This is a genomic window from Streptomyces sp. SLBN-118, from assembly GCF_006715635.1.
GTDB lineage: Bacteria > Actinomycetota > Actinomycetes > Streptomycetales > Streptomycetaceae > Streptomyces.
The window spans coordinates 2607873-2623388 of sequence record NZ_VFNP01000001.1 but is presented as its reverse complement, the minus strand read 5'-3'; the positions used below and the strand labels follow the sequence as shown (position 1 = coordinate 2623388).

The 15516-nt window shown below is 70.0% G+C and carries 13 protein-coding genes; 5 read left to right on the top strand and 8 right to left on the bottom strand.

Annotation, left to right across the window (positions count from 1 at the left end):
- Nucleotides 1–34: 34 nt before the first annotated feature.
- From FBY35_RS11650 to FBY35_RS11640, 3 genes are all read right to left on the bottom strand, one after another.
- Nucleotides 35–1159, bottom strand: a complete 1125-nt coding sequence (locus tag FBY35_RS11650) for a HAMP domain-containing sensor histidine kinase (protein ID WP_260848682.1) — start codon at nucleotides 1157–1159, stop codon at nucleotides 35–37.
- A 5-nt stretch (nucleotides 1160–1164) separates the two neighbouring features.
- Nucleotides 1165–1902 (bottom strand): response regulator transcription factor, encoded by a 738-nt coding sequence (locus FBY35_RS11645; RefSeq protein ID WP_142213730.1) that lies wholly within the window; start codon nucleotides 1900–1902, stop codon nucleotides 1165–1167.
- Nucleotides 1903–1993: 91 nt separating this feature from the next.
- On the bottom strand, nucleotides 1994–2674 hold the full coding sequence (locus FBY35_RS11640) for a spermidine synthase (RefSeq protein WP_142213729.1): 681 nt from the start codon (nucleotides 2672–2674) through the stop codon (nucleotides 1994–1996).
- Nucleotides 2675–2976: 302 nt separating this feature from the next.
- Here FBY35_RS11640 and FBY35_RS11635 point away from each other — a divergent pair, with 302 nt between their 5' ends.
- The gene (locus tag FBY35_RS11635; RefSeq protein WP_142213728.1) at nucleotides 2977–3801 is read left to right on the top strand and encodes a rhomboid-like protein; all 825 of its coding nucleotides are present in this window, start codon (nucleotides 2977–2979) and stop codon (nucleotides 3799–3801) included.
- On the opposite strand, the gene FBY35_RS11630 is transcribed toward FBY35_RS11635, so the two are convergent.
- Nucleotides 3757–4227: a protealysin inhibitor emfourin gene (locus FBY35_RS11630; RefSeq protein ID WP_142213727.1), complete on the bottom strand. Its 471-nt coding sequence runs from the start codon at nucleotides 4225–4227 to the stop codon at nucleotides 3757–3759. The two genes, FBY35_RS11635 and FBY35_RS11630, sit on opposite strands and share 45 nt — an antisense overlap.
- 240 nt (nucleotides 4228–4467) lie before the next feature.
- Between FBY35_RS11630 and lon the strand changes: the two genes are divergently transcribed.
- Entirely contained in the window at nucleotides 4468–6873 is a 2406-nt protein-coding gene (gene lon, locus FBY35_RS11625; protein WP_142213726.1) for an endopeptidase La, read from the top strand.
- A gap of 67 nt (nucleotides 6874–6940) precedes the next feature.
- On the opposite strand, the gene FBY35_RS11620 is transcribed toward lon, so the two are convergent.
- Together FBY35_RS11620 and FBY35_RS11615 are read right to left on the bottom strand one after the other, a co-directional pair.
- Nucleotides 6941–7705 (bottom strand): serine protease, encoded by a 765-nt coding sequence (locus tag FBY35_RS11620; RefSeq protein WP_260848587.1) that lies wholly within the window; start codon nucleotides 7703–7705, stop codon nucleotides 6941–6943.
- Between the two features lie 239 nt (nucleotides 7706–7944).
- Nucleotides 7945–8955: a helix-turn-helix domain-containing protein gene (locus tag FBY35_RS11615; RefSeq protein ID WP_142213725.1), complete on the bottom strand. Its 1011-nt coding sequence runs from the start codon at nucleotides 8953–8955 to the stop codon at nucleotides 7945–7947.
- A 150-nt stretch (nucleotides 8956–9105) separates the two neighbouring features.
- On the opposite strand from FBY35_RS11615, the gene FBY35_RS11610 reads away from it, so the two are divergent.
- Nucleotides 9106–11946, top strand: a complete 2841-nt coding sequence (locus FBY35_RS11610) for a M4 family metallopeptidase (RefSeq protein ID WP_142213724.1) — start codon at nucleotides 9106–9108, stop codon at nucleotides 11944–11946.
- Between the two features lie 80 nt (nucleotides 11947–12026).
- A complete protein-coding gene (locus FBY35_RS11605) occupies nucleotides 12027–12827 on the top strand; it encodes a pentapeptide repeat-containing protein (protein WP_142213723.1) in 801 nt (266 codons plus the stop codon).
- A 41-nt stretch (nucleotides 12828–12868) separates the two neighbouring features.
- On the opposite strand, the gene FBY35_RS11600 is transcribed toward FBY35_RS11605, so the two are convergent.
- Nucleotides 12869–13693 (bottom strand): lysozyme, encoded by an 825-nt coding sequence (locus FBY35_RS11600; RefSeq protein ID WP_142213722.1) that lies wholly within the window; start codon nucleotides 13691–13693, stop codon nucleotides 12869–12871.
- Between the two features lie 245 nt (nucleotides 13694–13938).
- Between FBY35_RS11600 and FBY35_RS11595 the strand changes: the two genes are divergently transcribed.
- Complete coding sequence (locus tag FBY35_RS11595) at nucleotides 13939–14421, top strand: MarR family winged helix-turn-helix transcriptional regulator (protein ID WP_142213721.1); 483 nt, start codon at nucleotides 13939–13941, stop codon at nucleotides 14419–14421.
- 5 nt (nucleotides 14422–14426) lie between these two features.
- On the opposite strand, the gene FBY35_RS11590 is transcribed toward FBY35_RS11595, so the two are convergent.
- Nucleotides 14427–15215, bottom strand: coding sequence for a hypothetical protein (locus FBY35_RS11590; RefSeq protein ID WP_142215017.1), 789 nt, complete (start codon nucleotides 15213–15215; stop codon nucleotides 14427–14429).
- Nucleotides 15216–15516 lie beyond the last annotated feature (301 nt).

Here is a 15516-nt window from a genome sequence, read left to right as displayed (position 1 = left end):
ACGCAGAATGCGCGCTTCCGGTTCGAACCCTACGTCAACCGTGCGCCGAGGGGATCCCCGGAAGGGTCACGAGAATGCGGCAGCCGCGGGACGATTCGGCCACCCCGATGCGTCCGCCGTGCAGATCGACGGCCCAGCGTGCGATCGCGAGGCCGAGTCCCGTACCTCCGTCGCTGCCCTTGCCGTGCGGGGCCGTCACGCTGCCCCGGTTGAACCGCTCGAAGACCCGGTGGCGCTCCTGCTCGGGGATGCCGGGACCCTCGTCGACCACTTCCAGGTCGAGGGACTCGGGCAGCGGGCCGCGCCGGGCCCGTACCGTCACGCGGCCGTGCGGAGGCGAGTGCTTGACCGCGTTGTCGATCAGATTGGCCACCACCTGGTGGAGCCGCTCCGCGTCCGCGTGCGCGGTCAGCTCCGGCGGGGACACATCCAGATGCAGATGCACGTCCGTACGGGTGTGGTTTCCGGACCCCGAGGCCAGACCGCGCTGGGCGGCGGCCAGATTGGCCTCCTTCAGCACCCCGGACAGGTAGGGCCACACCTCGAAACGGCGGGCGCGCAGCGGCACGACGCCGTTGTCGAGCCGGGACAGATCCAGCAGCGTCTCGACCAGGCGGCCCAGGCGCTCCGTCTGCTTCAGCGCCGTACGCATCGTCTCGGGGTCGGCGGCCGAGACCCCGTCGACCACGTTCTCCAGCACGGCGCGCAGCGCGGCGATCGGGGTGCGCAGCTCGTGCGAGACGTTGGCCACCAGCTCCTTGCGGTGCTGGTCCACGGCCTCCAGATCGTCCGCCATGCGATTGATCGTGGACGCGAGATCGCCGAGCTCGTCCCGGCGGTCCGCGCCGCGCACCCGGCGGGTGTAGTCGCCGTGCGATATGCCTTTGGCGACGGTGTTCATCTCGTCCAGCGGCGCGGTCAGGCCATGAGCGACGAACTGGGTGATCAGCAGGGTGGCGATCACCGAGAAGACGGTGATGAAGCGCAGCTCGGTCTCGGTGCGCAGGGCGACCAGCAGCAGGCCGGTGGTGATGAAGACCGAGACGACGACGAGTGTGCCCAGCTTGGTCTTGATCGAGATCGAGATGGAGACCGAACGCAGCCAGTTCCGCCAGCCCTGGCGAGCGGGCGGCCCGTCCCCGGACCGCTGCCGTCTCATGGCGCTCATGGCGCCGGCGTCTCCAGGGCGTAGCCGACGCCGTGGACGGTACGGATGCGCTCGGCGCCGATCTTGCGGCGCAGGGCCTTGATGTGGCTGTCGACGGTCCGGGTGCCGGACGCGTCGGCCCAGTCCCACACCTCCGCGAGCAGCTGCTCGCGGGAGAGCACGGCGCGGGGGGTGTTCGCCAGGCAGACGAGCAGGTCGAACTCGGTCGGGGTGAGATGCACGTCCTCGCTGCGCACCCGGACCCGGCGCTGGGCGTGGTCGATCTCCAGCTCGCCGAGGCGCAGGATGCCGCTGCGCGGTGTCACGGCGGCGAGTGCGGCGCGCTCGACGCGGCGCAGCAGCACATGCACACGTGCCGCGAGCTCCCGCATCGAGAACGGTTTGGTCATGTAGTCGTCGGCGCCGACACCGAGTCCGACGAGCATGTCCGTCTCGTCGTCGCGGGCCGTGAGCATCAGCACGGGGACGGGGCGCTGGGCCTGGACCCGGCGGCAGACCTCCAGGCCGTCGAAGCCCGGCAGCATCACGTCGAGCACCATCAGATCGGGTTGCCAGGCCTCGGCCGCGTCGACGGCGGCAGGTCCGTCCAAGGCCGTCTGGACGAGAAAGCCCTCGGCCCGCAGCCGGGCAGCGATGGCATCGACGATCGTCGAATCGTCCTCGACGACCAGCACCCGGCGCTGGGCGCCGGGTGTGGCCGCGACGCCGTTGTGCGTGGTGTGTGTCTGCTCCATGGCCCCGCCCCTGTACGCGTTCTCGCGAGCTGCATGCCGGTGTAGATCCCGTGTGTAGGTGAGCAGCGTAAGGGCATTGGCAGCGTCCCGGCTACGCAGGGCGAACAGCGAGATGGACCACGTCGGGTACTCCTCGGGCAACCCGGATCTCTTCGGTTCTTACCCCGGTGAATCCGGCATTCCGCAACGCATCCTCAAAAGCGGGGGAGGGCCGGGCCGACCAGACAGCGAGCACGCCTCCGGGCTCCAACCGCCCCTGACAGGCTGCGAGTCCGGCCGGTGAGTAGAGATTTGCGTTGTCGTCGGTGACGGTCCAGTCGGGCCCGTTGTCGATGTCCAGGCACAGCGCGTCGTAGCGGTCCGTGGTCGTGCCCAGATGAGTGACGAGGTCCGTGTGCAGGATCACGCTGCGGGGGTCGGCGAGCGCGCCGCCGGAGATCCGTGCGAGCGGCCCCGAACGGTGCCAGTCGATGATCGCCTGCTCGCGTTCGACGACGATGATGTGACGCCAGTGGGGGTTGGCGGCGGCGCGCGCGAGAGAGAAGCCGACGCCGAGACCGCCGATGAGGAGGGCGGGGGCGGCTGTGCGCGCCTCGAGCGCGTCGTAGGCGGCGTCGACGAGGAGGCGTTCGGAGCGGCCGTCGGAGGTGTCCATCAGGAAGCACCCGTTGGCGATGATCTCGTGGTGCTCGCCGCGCTTTCGCAGGACGACCTCTCCGTGGTGGCCCTCACGGCGCTCGAGGGTGAGAGGTGCGTCGGCATGAAGCGGCATGGTGGTTACCTCTCGGCGACGGGACGGACAGGTGTGGATGGCCATGGTGTCGGGATGGGGCGAGAGGGACAAATGGTTTCGGCCCACTCGGCGGGTTGCCCCTGTGGCCCTCGCCAAACAGCGGTCCCGCCCGGTTCACAGTGGACTCACAGCCGACTCACAGCTGGTTGGTGCGGTGTGGCAGGCGCGGGACGTTCGAGGTGGCGCGAAGGTTGCCTCGTGTGGCGCAGGTCATAGACGGGGGTCATGGTGATCGCGTTGGGTGGGGGTTCGTTCGGGGTTGGACGAGAGGGGCCTCACGCGTGGACCAGCTTTCGACGCGCGATCCGGCCACCGGCCGGGAACTGCTGGGCGGCATACCGACCCAGCGCACCGCGACGCGGAGGGCGACGCCGGCAGTCGCGTTCCCACCGGCCCCGACACCTGCGCCGGCCCGCTGTGTACGACGGCCCCTGTGGCGCCGGGCACTGCGGCTCCTGCCGACACCGACGGGCACACCGTTCACCTTCGGCTACGCCCTCGTCCTGATCGCCACCTCGCTCTTCGTGGAGTACGGCGATCCGGCCACCGTCTCCACGATGCTCCGCGGCTCCAGCACCGATGTCACCCATTTGGCCCACACTCCGCTCCTTGTTCTCGGAGCCAGCGCCCTGTGGGTCGCGGGCGGCCTGGCGTCCTCGTACGCCGTCGCCTTCCTCTTCACTCTCACCGCGCTGGAGCGCCGGATCGGCGGCACTCGCACAGCGGGCGTGTTCCTGCTGGGCCATGTCGGGGCGACCCTGGCCACCGAGATACCCGTGGCGGTCTCCGTCATGACCGGGCATCTGCCGGTCACGTCGCTGCACCGCCTCGACTACGGCATCAGCTTCGGCCTGATGGCGTGCATCGGCGCCCTCGCCGGACTGCTCGGCCCCGTCCAGCGCGGGACGCTGCTCGGCTTCGTCTTCCTGATGCAGTTCCAGGACCTGCTGGCCTTCGAGGACCCGCTCACCAACTGGGGCCATCCGCTGGCCCTGCTGGCCGGTGTCGCCTGCTGGCCCGCCGTGCGCCGCTGGTCGCTCAGGCCCGAAGGCGTACGCCGGTCAGTCCCCCGGCAGCGCGGCGAATACGTCCCGCAGGGCGGGTAGCCGGTTCGTCTCGTCCGTGGTGACGGTGTGGCCCGCGTAGGTGATCCGGTAGATGAACCCGTCCGCGACGGGACTGCCGGTGGCCTTACGGGGGAGCCGCGCGAAGTCCGCCTTCTCCAGAGCCCGCCGCAGCTCGGCCAGTTCGGCCGGCGTCATCCGGCCGGAGCCCTTGTGGCCGTTCTTCGTCGACGTGGTGTAGGTGCCGTCGTCCCGGACGAGTAGATCGTTGCGCACGCCGGCGATGCCACCGGTGACGGTCACCTGGACCAGGGGAAGCGCGGCGGCGGGCGTCGTCGCGGCAGAGGACCCCGAGCGGGTCGGATTCCCGCCGTCGTCTCCGCCCTCGCCGGACGCGCACCCCGCCACCAGCAGGACACCCAGCAGCACTCCCGCCGCCCCGCACCGCCCCTGCCTCATCCCTCGCACGCGCCCACCTGCCCTCCGTATCGCACGAGCACCGGTCCCTCGCAGCAGTGTGGCCGACCCGTCGGCGGGCCCGCGGGCACTTTGGGGTGAGCGGTCCTGGGGCTGCCGGCCCGGCGAGCCGCACGGCCCCATGCCTGATCGCTCAGAGCGAACGCTTCCCGGGGAACAACTCCCCGGCGTCATGCATTGAGTCCATGCATTGAGTCCTTACAGCTCAACTTGACTGCCTAAGGGGAGATCATGGCTTCGACGTCCACACCGCTCACCTTGCCCGTGCTGCCGCTCGACGACGAGGTCGTGCTGCCCGGAATGGTGGTGCCGCTCGACCTGTCCGACAACGACGTACGAGCCGCGGTGGAGGCCGCCCAGGCCGCCGCGCGTTCCAGTGGTGCAAGCAAGCCGACCGTGCTGCTTGTTCCGCGCGTCGACGGAACGTACGCAGCGACGGGCGTGCTCGGGACCGTCGAGCAGGTCGGCCGGCTCTCGGACGGCGACCCCGGCGCTCTCATCCGCGGCCGCGGCCGGGTGAAGATCGGCGCGGGGACCACGGGCCCGGGCGCCGCGCTCTGGGTCGAGGGCTCGCGTGTCGAGGAGACCGTGCCCGACCCGCTGCCCGGCTCGGTCACCGAACTGGTCACGGAGTACAAGGCACTCGCCACCGACTGGCTGAAGAAGCGCGGCGCCTGGCAGGTCGTCGACCGCGTCCAGCAGATCGACGACGTCTCGCAGCTCGCCGACAACTCCGGCTACTCACCCTTCCTGACCACCGCCCAGAAGATCGAACTCCTCGAGACCGCCGAGCCGGTGGCCCGCCTGAAGCTGGCCACCCAGCAGCTGCGCGAGCACCTCGCCGAGCAGGATGTCGCCGAATCCATCGCCAAGGACGTCCAGGAAGGCGTCGACAAGCAGCAGCGCGAGTTCCTGCTGCGCCGCCAGCTCGAAGCCGTACGCAAGGAGCTGCGTGACCTCAACGGCGAGGACGGCGAGGACGAGTCCGACGACTACCGGGCCCGTGTCGAGGCAGCCGACCTCCCCGAGAAGGTGCGCGAAGCCGCCCTCAAGGAGGTCGAGAAGCTGGAGCGTTCCAGTGACCAGGGCCCCGAGGGTTCCTGGATCCGCACCTGGCTCGACACCGTCCTCGAACTGCCCTGGAACGAAAGGACCGAGGACGAGTACGACATCCAGGGCGCGAAGGCGATCCTGGACGCCGAGCACTCGGGTCTGCAGGACGTGAAGGAACGGATCACCGAATACCTGGCGGTGCGCAAGCGGCGCGCCGACCGGGGGCTGGGCGTGGTCGGAGGGCGTCGCGGGGGCGCGGTTCTCGCGCTCGTCGGCCCGCCCGGCGTGGGAAAGACATCTCTCGGCGAGTCCGTGGCGCACGCCATGGGGCGCACATTCGTACGGGTCGCGCTCGGTGGTGTCCGGGACGAGGCGGAGATCCGCGGACACCGGCGCACCTACGTCGGGGCCCTGCCCGGCCGGATCGTGCGGGCGATCAAGGAGGCCGGTTCGATGAACCCGGTCGTCCTGCTCGACGAGATCGACAAGGTCGGCTCCGACTTCCGCGGCGACCCCGCGGCCGCTCTGCTCGAAGTCCTCGACCCGGCGCAGAACCACACCTTCCGCGACCACTACCTGGAGGTCGAACTCGACCTGAGCGATGTCGTCTTCCTGGCCACAGCCAATGTGCTGGAGGCCATCCCGGAAGCCCTGCTCGACCGGATGGAGCTCGTCAGGCTCGACGGCTACACCGAGGACGAGAAGGTCGTCATCGCCCGGGACCATCTGCTGCCGCGTCAGCTGGAGCGGGCGGGCCTGGAGCACGGCGAGGTGGTCATCGAGGAGTCGGCGCTGCGCAAGCTCGCGGGCGAGTACACCCGTGAGGCGGGCGTGCGGAACCTGGAGCGTTCGGTTGCCCGGCTGCTGCGCAAGGTCGCGGCCCAGCACGAACTGGGCGACCAGGAGCTGCCGTTCACGATCGGCGCCGAGCAGCTGCGCGGCTTGATCGGGCGGCCGCACCATGTGCCCGAGTCCGCGCAGGACCCGGCCGAGCGCCGTACGGCCGTGCCGGGTGTGGCCACCGGCCTCGCGGTCACCGGCGCGGGCGGCGACGTCCTGTTCGTCGAGGCCTCTCTCGCCGACCCGGAGACGGGCGCGGCGGGACTGACTCTGACAGGGCAGCTCGGCGACGTGATGAAGGAGTCCGCGCAGATCGCGCTGAGCTTCCTGCGCTCGCACGGCGCGGAGCTGGAGCTTCCGGTCGCCGACCTCAAGGACCGGGGCGTGCACATCCACTTCCCTGCGGGCGCGGTCCCCAAGGACGGCCCGAGCGCGGGCATCACGATGACGACGGCGCTCGCGTCCCTGCTGTCCGGACGCCTGGTGCGAACGGATGTGGCGATGACCGGCGAGGTCTCGCTGACCGGGCGGGTGCTGCCGATCGGCGGTCTGAAGCAGAAGCTGCTCGCCGCGCACCGTGCGGGCATCACGACGGTCGTGATCCCCAAGCGGAACGAGGCGGATCTGGACGACGTCCCGGCGGAGGTCCTTCAGAAGCTGGACGTGCACCCGGTCACGGATGTGCTCCAGGTGCTGGAGATCGCGCTCTCACCGGCGGATGTGCCGGTTCAGGCCGCGGCCTGAACACATTTTGGACCAGGGCTGCCCTGGCCCCGGGAGGAAGGCCGACGCCCTTCCTCCCGGGGCTCCGTCATGCCTTCGTGGCCTTGTCGTACAGCGTGCGCGCGTTGGCATTGAAGCGGACCGCCGTCGACACACTGTCCGTGTCGCCGCCGCTGGTCACCCCGATGAGGCGGCCCGGATGCTTCGGGTCCCGGTAGCCCGCGAGCCACGGGCCGCCGCTCGTGCCGTCCCAGAAACCGGAGCAGTCCATCCGTACGGATCCGGCCATTTCGGGATCCGGCTCGGTGTCGGTGGTGCAGGCGATGGGGCGGTTGTCGGGATTGTGGTCGGGATTGGGGTAGCCGACGACTGTGACCCGGCGGGCCGGCACCCCGGTCCAGTCGACGGGCGTTCCGCCCACGACGTCCTGGACGTTGCGGCCCTTGGCGTCCGGCGCCAGCGTCAGGAATGCGTAGTCCACGGTGTCGGAGTCCGCGGTGTCCGCGCGCCAGCGGGCGTCCACCTGGATCGCGCGGACCTTCCACCGTCCGTAGGGTGCCTTGCCCGTACCCGCGCCGCTGAAGCTGGGGGCGAAGGTGATGTTCTCCATGTAGCTGCCGTACTCGAAGACACAATGCGCGGCGGTGGCGATGACATTGCCCTGGGGGCTGTTGACGACGCTCGCGGAACAGAAGTGCTCGCCGTCCTTGTCGAGCAGTACCCCGGCCGACGACAGGCCGGCGAAAGCAGTCGCCGAGGACTGCGGCTCGGGCAGTGGCGGCAAGGGGGACGCGTCCCCCGCGTCCGGCGCGGCCGAAACCGGACCCCCGCACGCCGTTGTGGCGGCGAGCACAGCTACGGCCAGCCACCTTTGCAGCCTCTTCGGGCCGGTGGGTGTCTTCCGGACCTTGCCGGATTCGCGTGCCCCGGCGGGGCAGCTGCCTGCGTTGTCTTCAGTCGCCGACGCTCCGCGCGGGCTCCGTCCGCCGCCGTGCGATGCACCACCCCAGACCCCGCTCACTGATCCGGCCCGATCCAAAAGACACCCCCGAACGATCCACTTCATCCGGCCATCTTGCCTGTTTACGGCCGTCAGTCCAGCCATCCTCGCAAGGTCGCCTGCGCCCCGGCCTGGAAGCGGGTCTCTGCGCCCAGTGTCTCCAGCAGACGGCTGATCCTTCTGCGGGCGGTGTGCACATGGACGCCCAGGCGGCGGGCGATCGCCTCGTCCTTGAGGCCCGCGGCGAGCAGGCCCAGTAACTCCTTCTGAGCCTTCACGAGCGTCGCGTCGCGCGCCCCGCCCGAACCGCCGAGCGGTGTGGCCCGGTCCCAGACCGTCTCGAACAGCGGCATGAGCGCGTTGCGCAGCAAGGTGTCGCCTATCACCAGCGCGGAGGCCCTCGGGTCGCCCGGATCGGCCGGCGGAAGCAGGGTGATCCGCCGGTCCACGGTGATCAGTTCGGTGGGCACCGCCGTCGCGACCCGTGCCCGCAGGCCCTGCTCGACGAGGCCGGTCACCGAGCGCATCCGGCCCGGACAGCAGAGCCCGTCCCGGTCCATGACGGTCCGCACCTCCACGCCGCGGTCCAAAAGTCCCTCGATGTCCAGTGGCGGTGTGCCTGAACCGCCGTCCCCGCGTGGCCTCTTCCCGTACGGCGAGCGGTCCAGGATGGCGACCTCCCGCTCCGCGGTCGCCAGCAGGTACCCCGCCCGTTCGCCGATCGCCCGCGGACCGGTCACCACCTCGATGTCGCGCTCAGGTGCACTGGGCGCCCCCGACATCAGGCGGCCGGCCAGCTGGTCCGCGGTCATCCGTAATCGTTCCAACTCGGCGGACCGTAAGTGCAGTTCGGCCTGACGACGGTGGATCAGCGTACGGATCGCGGCGTCCGGCGCCGCTGGATGCGGCAGCGCGTCCCCGTCCGCCGGGAGCGCGAGGCCGTGCTCGACCAGATGGCCGAGCGCCCGGTCGAGGCGGTCGCGTGGCAGACCCAGCAGGCGTGCCAACTCCTCGGCCCCGGTGGCCTGTTCCTTGAGCAGTGCCTCGTAGGTGCGTTCCTCGGCCTCCCCCAGGCCGAGGGTGTGCAGTTCCCCCTCGCTCATGCGTCGGATTCTCACTCCCTCTTCACGGGCCACACAAGTGTGCGTGTCCACTTGTCAACGCGCCGGCCACATTGATCGGTTGGCGCCCCGCGGGTTGCATGGTCATGACCACCTTTACGGCTTGACCAGCACGTGGGAGGGGTACGAACTGTGCGCAAGGCCAGAACAAGCACACAGAGATCGGGTATTTCCAGGGGGACCGGTCTCGCGGCACTGCTCAGCACGGCCGGGCTGCTGCTGACGGCGGTACCGGCTCAGGCGGCGACCCCGCCGGCCACCGCACCGCCCGCCGATGTCCTTCCGGGGGCAGAGACGGCAACCCCGTCGCTCGTCGACGGAATCAGGGAGGCGGCGGACGCCAAGGCAAGCCCGGCGGACGCGGCCCGCGGCCATCTCGCCGCCAAGGAGAGCCGCTACAAGATCGCCGACGCGCGGCGCGACCTCGCGCCGATGGGGACCGTCAGAAATGGCGCGGAAGAGACCGTGCGGCTGCAGCAGAAGCACCACGGCATACCGGTGTTCGGCGGCCAGTACGTCGTACGAATGGAGTCCAAGGGCGGCAAGCGCGTCGTCACCGGCACCTCCGGCAAGTACTTCACGGGCCTGAAGACCGGCACCACGGCAAGCGTTACGAAGGACACCGCGGTACGCCGCGCGGTCGCGGCCACCGCCGCACGCCTCGGCGGCAAGACGCTCAGCAAGGCCGACGCGATACGCGGCAAGGGCGCCAAGTCCGCGAAGGCGGCGGCCCTCACCGGCAGCGCAAGCGGCCTTGTGGTGATCCCGCGCGGCGAGGGCATCCTCGCCCACCACGTGACCGTACGTGGCACGAATCCCGCCACCGGCGAACCGGTGCTCCAGCAGGTCTACATCGACGCCCGCGCCGGCTACCCGGTGCTGCAGTTCAGCGGCATCAAGACGCTGACCGCGAAGGGGACCGCCGCGTCCGGCGCCACCGCGAAGGCTGCCCCGGCGGGTGCCCGCGCGGCCGAGGACGACCCGGCCGCCGGGGTCAAGGGCACCGGCGTCAAGCTCGACACGGCCAAGGTCGACCTCGACCTCCGGCTCGACACCGCCGCGACCAGGTACATGATGATCGACGCCACGCGGATGGCGGGCTCCACCAAGAACACCCTCACCACCTGGGACGCCCGCAAGCTCGATGTCAGCGAGGTGTCCGGAACCTGGCCCGGCGGGCTGAAGGAATTCAGCAGCCCGGACAAGGACTTCGGCAAGGACGCCACCGAGTCCGGCGCGGTCGACGCGCACTGGGCGGCCGGGAAGGTCTACGACTACTACAAGCAGAACCTGGGCCGCGACAGCCTCGACGGCCGCGGCATGACCATCAACTCCCTGGTCGGTGTGACCGAGTTCGGCTCGCCGTACGTCAACGCCTTCTGGGACGGCCAGAAGATGGTCTACGGCAGTGGCGACGAGGACTACAAGCCGCTCTCCGCCGACCTCGACGTGGTGGGCCACGAGATGACGCACGGCGTCGTCGAGAACACCGCCAACCTCGTCTACGCCGGACAGTCCGGTGCACTGAACGAAGCGCTCGCCGACTACTTCGGCAACGCGATCGACACCGCCGCGTCCGGAGTCTCGATGGACAACCCGGACGCCGGTCTCATCGGCGAGGACCTGTGCCGCACGACGAAGCCGCGGGCCTGTGCCTTCCGCGACCTCAACGACGGCGCGACCACCTCGAAGAACTTCCTCGGGGTCACCTTCGGCACCGACAACGGCGGGGTACACCTCAACTCCACCATCTTCTCCGGTGCGTTGTGGGACCTGCGCCAGGACGTGGGCGGACAGCTCGCCGACAGCATCGTGTACAAGGCGCTGTCCGAGTACATGACGCCGCTCGACGGCTTCACCGACGGCCGCAACGCGGTACTCGCCGCCGCCAAGGACCTCGGCGTCTCCGCGAAGGAGCTCACCGCGGTCAAGCGCTCCTTCAACGCCCACGGCATCGTCCCGGGCTGGGAGGACGCGCTCGGCGTCGACTCCGACCAGTTGCTCGGCAAGGTCAACACCGGGGGCACCGGAGCCCAGGCGGGCGGCGGCTGGTGGACGGCCTCGCAGTCCAACGACGACGGCTCGGAGCCGTACTCCGTCTACGCGGGCCGTACGGACGGCAAGGGCGCCCCGAAGCTGATCAGCCCCAACGACGGCCGCTACCACGTCTATCCGGCGACTGACGGCAAGACGGTCGTCTGGGCGGCGTACGGGGCTACCAGCCTCGACATCCTCTCCCGCCCCCTCGCGGGCGGACCGATCAAGAAGCTGTACACCTCGTCCACCGACATCGGTGGCCTGCGCGTCGAGAACGGCGTCGTCGTCTTCGAGAGCTTCGGCATCTTCGGCGACCGGCACGTCCGCTATCTGCGCCCCGGCGACCGTGAGCCCGCCTTCGTCGACGGCGGCGGCTTCGAGACCCTGACCGCCCTCCCGGCGATCAAGAACGGCAGGCTCGCCTACGCCAAGCTGTATCCGACCCCCGAGGACTACAAGCTGGGCGTCGAGGTCTTCGACCTCAAGACCGGCAAGGGCGCCCTCGCGGAGCAGCTCGGCGAACCGCAGATCCTCGGCCAGACCGGAATCAACGCCACGCACGCCTTCTGGCTGGTGGACGAGAATCTCAGCGACCAGGGCCAGATGGGGATCCGCCGCTCGGACCTGGACGGCAAGGGCACGGTGGACATCAGCTCCGAGTACAAGCCCGCCGCGCTGATGCCGTTCGACCTCACGGTCTCGGACACCGCGGTCACCGTGAACAGCGCACTGCCCGACGCGGCGCTCCGCAACGACTCGCTGCCGAAACTGTGGCAGCTGACCACCGACGGATCGCGCAAGGAGCGGGTCTCCTGCAACCGCGGCGAACAGATCTCCCCGGCCGCGGTCTCCGGCCGCCAGGTGATCTGGATCGACGGCACGACGGGCTGGACCGACCTGGTCACCCGCGAACGCCCTGCGGGCGTGTGCGGCTAGGGGCACCCCTGCCCCGATGAAAGGGGGACCCCCGGCGCCCGGGCGCCGGGGGTCCCTTCGCGGTCGTTCAAAATGGACCCATGGAAAACCCCTTGCAGGCCGACTGCGGGAGCTGCTTCGGGCTGTGCTGTGCCGCCCTGCCGTTCGCCAAGTCGGCGGACTTCGCGATCAACAAGCCCGCCGGAAAGCCCTGCCCCAATCTGCGGACGGACTTCCGCTGCGGCATCCACACGCGGCTGCGGCAGAGCGGCTTTCCCGGCTGCACGGTCTACGACTGTTTCGGCGCCGGACAGTACGTCTCCCAGGTCACCTTCGGCGGCACGGACTGGCGGCAGGCGCCGGACACGGCGCGGCAGATGTTCGCGGTGTTCCCCGTCGTACGGCAGCTGCACGAACTGCTCTGGTACCTGACCGAGGCGCTGAAGCTGCGGCCGGCCCGCTCGCTGCACGGCGAGATCCGGCTGCTGCTGGAAGAGACCGAGCGCCTGACCGGTCTTGAACCGAAGGCGCTGGAAAGGCTCGATGTGGCCGCGCACCGGCAGGACGTGAACGTGCTGCTGCTCCGTACGAGCGAACTGGTGCGCGCCGAAGCGGGGCACAAGAAGAAGGACCGCCGGGGGGCCGACCTGATCGGGGCGAGGCTCCGTGGCGCGGACCTCAGGGGCGCCAGCCTGCGGGGCGCGTATCTCATAGCGGCCGACCTCACGGGCGCGGACCTGCGTCTCGCGGACCTCATCGGGGCGGACCTGAGGGACGCTGACCTCGCGGGCGCCGATCTGACGGGGAGCTTCTTCCTCACACAGCCGCAGCTCAACGCGGCGAAGGGCGACGGGGCGACCAGGCTGCCGCCCGCGCTGACCCGTCCTGCGCACTGGTCGTGACCCACGGTCGCGAGAGTGCGCAGGGCGGGTCGTAAGGCTGCTCAGCCGTTGGCGAGAGCCGCGACGCGGTCCAGGGCGCCGTTGAACTTATTGTGGTCGCCGACGATCGGTCCTGACGAGGTGTACTGCCACATCGTCTGGTAGGCCCAGCCCGCCGGGAGCGTGCCGGGTGTGGTGTTGTAGCGGGCGATCCACAGCGGGTTGCTCGCGCCGAAGCCGCTGTAGTTGCCGGTGCACTGGGTCCACCAGCTGGTCGCCGTGTAGATCACCGCGTCGCGTCCGGTCCGGGCCCTGTAGCGGCTCAGGAAGTCACGGATCCAGGTGACCATCCCGGACTGCGTCTTGCCGAAGCAGGCGGCGCCGTACGGGTTCCATTCGATGTCGAGCACGCCCGGCAGGGTCTGGCCGTCGCGGGACCAGCCGCCGCCGTGGTTCACGAAGTAGTCGGCCTGCGCGGCGCCGGTGGCGGTGTCGGGAGTGGCGAAGTGGTACGCGCCGCGGATCATCCCGGTGCTGTACGAGCCGGTGTACTGCTGTCCGAAGTACGGGTTGGTGTAGTAGGTGCCCTCGGTGGCCTTGACGTAGGCCCATTTCACACCGCTGTTCCACAGGCGGGACCAGTCGACGTTGCCCTGGTGACTGGAGACGTCGACGCCTTCCGTCTGAACCACCCGGCTGTCATGGGGGAGTCCTCCCCGGCCGTCATGGGCGATGACGCCCATGCCGAGGTGGGCGGAGCCACGCGGGGGTATCTCATCGGCGCCGGCGGCGCCGGGTGTCGTGAGGAGGAGGGAGAGGACTGCGAGGAGGGTGCCGGCTGCCGCGAGACGCGGCCGGCCGGTCGTTCGGGATCTGTGCACGGGCATGGCGTGCCTCCGAAGACCTCGGTGGGGGATCTGGCGATCTGTCGACATGTCGTGGCGGAAACCCATGGTTGGGGAGCCATATGGTGTGGACATGTCAGCAATGAAGCTAGGCGCGTAGAACCCCCTGTGGAAGGGGGGCAGGAGGCTGCCGTTGGTCTACGCCTGCGAAATACTGGCCGAGCTGCGGCGATGGGAAGCGCCGGAAGAAACTTTCAGAATCCGGAAAGCGCGCGAGGGGTGCTGACGTGCACGAAAGCGGTACGGGGAGTGAAGCGAACTCCAAGGGCGAAAATGGTGTGGACCGCGAATTCCTCGCTTTGGAAAGGGAGTTGGCGGTCTTTCTGCGCCGGGCGCGGGCGTCCTCCGGCGAGATGGCCCGTGAGGTACACCCCGAGCTGGAGCCCGCCGCGTACGGGCTGCTCGTCCGGCTGGAAGAAGCCGGGCAGCAGAGGGCGACCGAACTGGCCGCGTACTTCGGCGTCGGCAAGGCGACGATGAGCCGCCAGCTGCGGGCGCTGGACGAACTGGGCCTGGTGACCCGCGAACCGGATCCTGCGGACGGCCGGGCCTCGCTCGTCCGGCTCACGGACGAAGGTCTGCGCCGCTTTCGCCGGGTGAGGGACGCAAGGCGGGACCGGTATGTGAGCAAGCTTGCGGGCTGGGACCGGGCGGAGATCGCGGAGCTGGCGCGGCTGCTGCACCAGCTGAACGCGCGCGCGGGGAGCTGACCGGGTCAGAGCTCGGCGAAGACCGCCGTCGCGTCGTCGCGGAGCTTCCAGCGGATCACCTCGCCCCGCTCCTGAGCCGACGTCTCCACGGACCTGACCCGGTCGATCAGTACCTGCGGGCCCTCCTTGCGCAGCAGGGCCATGCAGTCGGCCCAGTCGCCCTCGCCGAACATGTCGACCCAGCGCGACGCCCCGTCGGTGAGAGCGGCCACGGCGCGGACATCGGAACGGGGGGTCACGCCGGTCACCGCGCGCACCGACACCGCCGGGTCCGCGGCCGCCGTGAAGAAGCCGCCCTCCGCGTTGCGAAGCGCGTCCGCCGTGGCGTGTGTACGCAGCAGTTCGCGGGGCAGGCGGTCGATGCGGTCGTCCAGCACCGGGCGGACCTCCCCGTGCGGGGACTCCAGCAGCAGCGTCGAGTCGGAGAGCACCAGATGCTCGACGGCGTCCGCCGGGCCGCCCCAGCGCACCAGGACCACCGTCGCCTGCGGTGTGCGCACGTGAGAAAGATCACAGGTTTCGCGGTGCGAGTCCGCGGTGCGGCGGATCGCCTCGGAGAGGATCTCGGCCAGGGGCATATCCTGCCGTGAACCGGACAGTTCGATCAGCGCGCCACCGAGCCTGGCGGTGAACCACGGCACGCCGTGCACACATCCGTCGTCGCCCTGTGGAGGCGTCACACCGTCCAGTACCACGATCGTTCCGCCCTGGCCCGAGGCAGGCAGGGCCACGGATGCCCAGTCTTCGTTGAGGCGCTCGGGGGTGCCGGGGGCGGTAGCCAGTTCGAAACGCATGACCCCAGTCTGCATGACTCCTTCACGATGCCCCCACGACCTCGCAATTGGCTCGTTTCAGCAGGTCAGCAGGCCCCGGCCGCGCGGTTGGGAGGAGCGGGGGAAGCTGCGGGCGCGCATCTTGCCAAAGCCCGGCCGGAAGATCCAGCCGGTGCCCCGCGCGCCGCCGTATCCGCGGCCTGGGCGAGTTGTTTGTCAACTCCTCGGTGATGTTCACTCCTTCGGGTGGCGGAGCGGCCGATGCGCGCCTCCTTCCCAAACACGCTGGAATGGTCGTAAGCCGTACCAGGGGTGGGGCTCT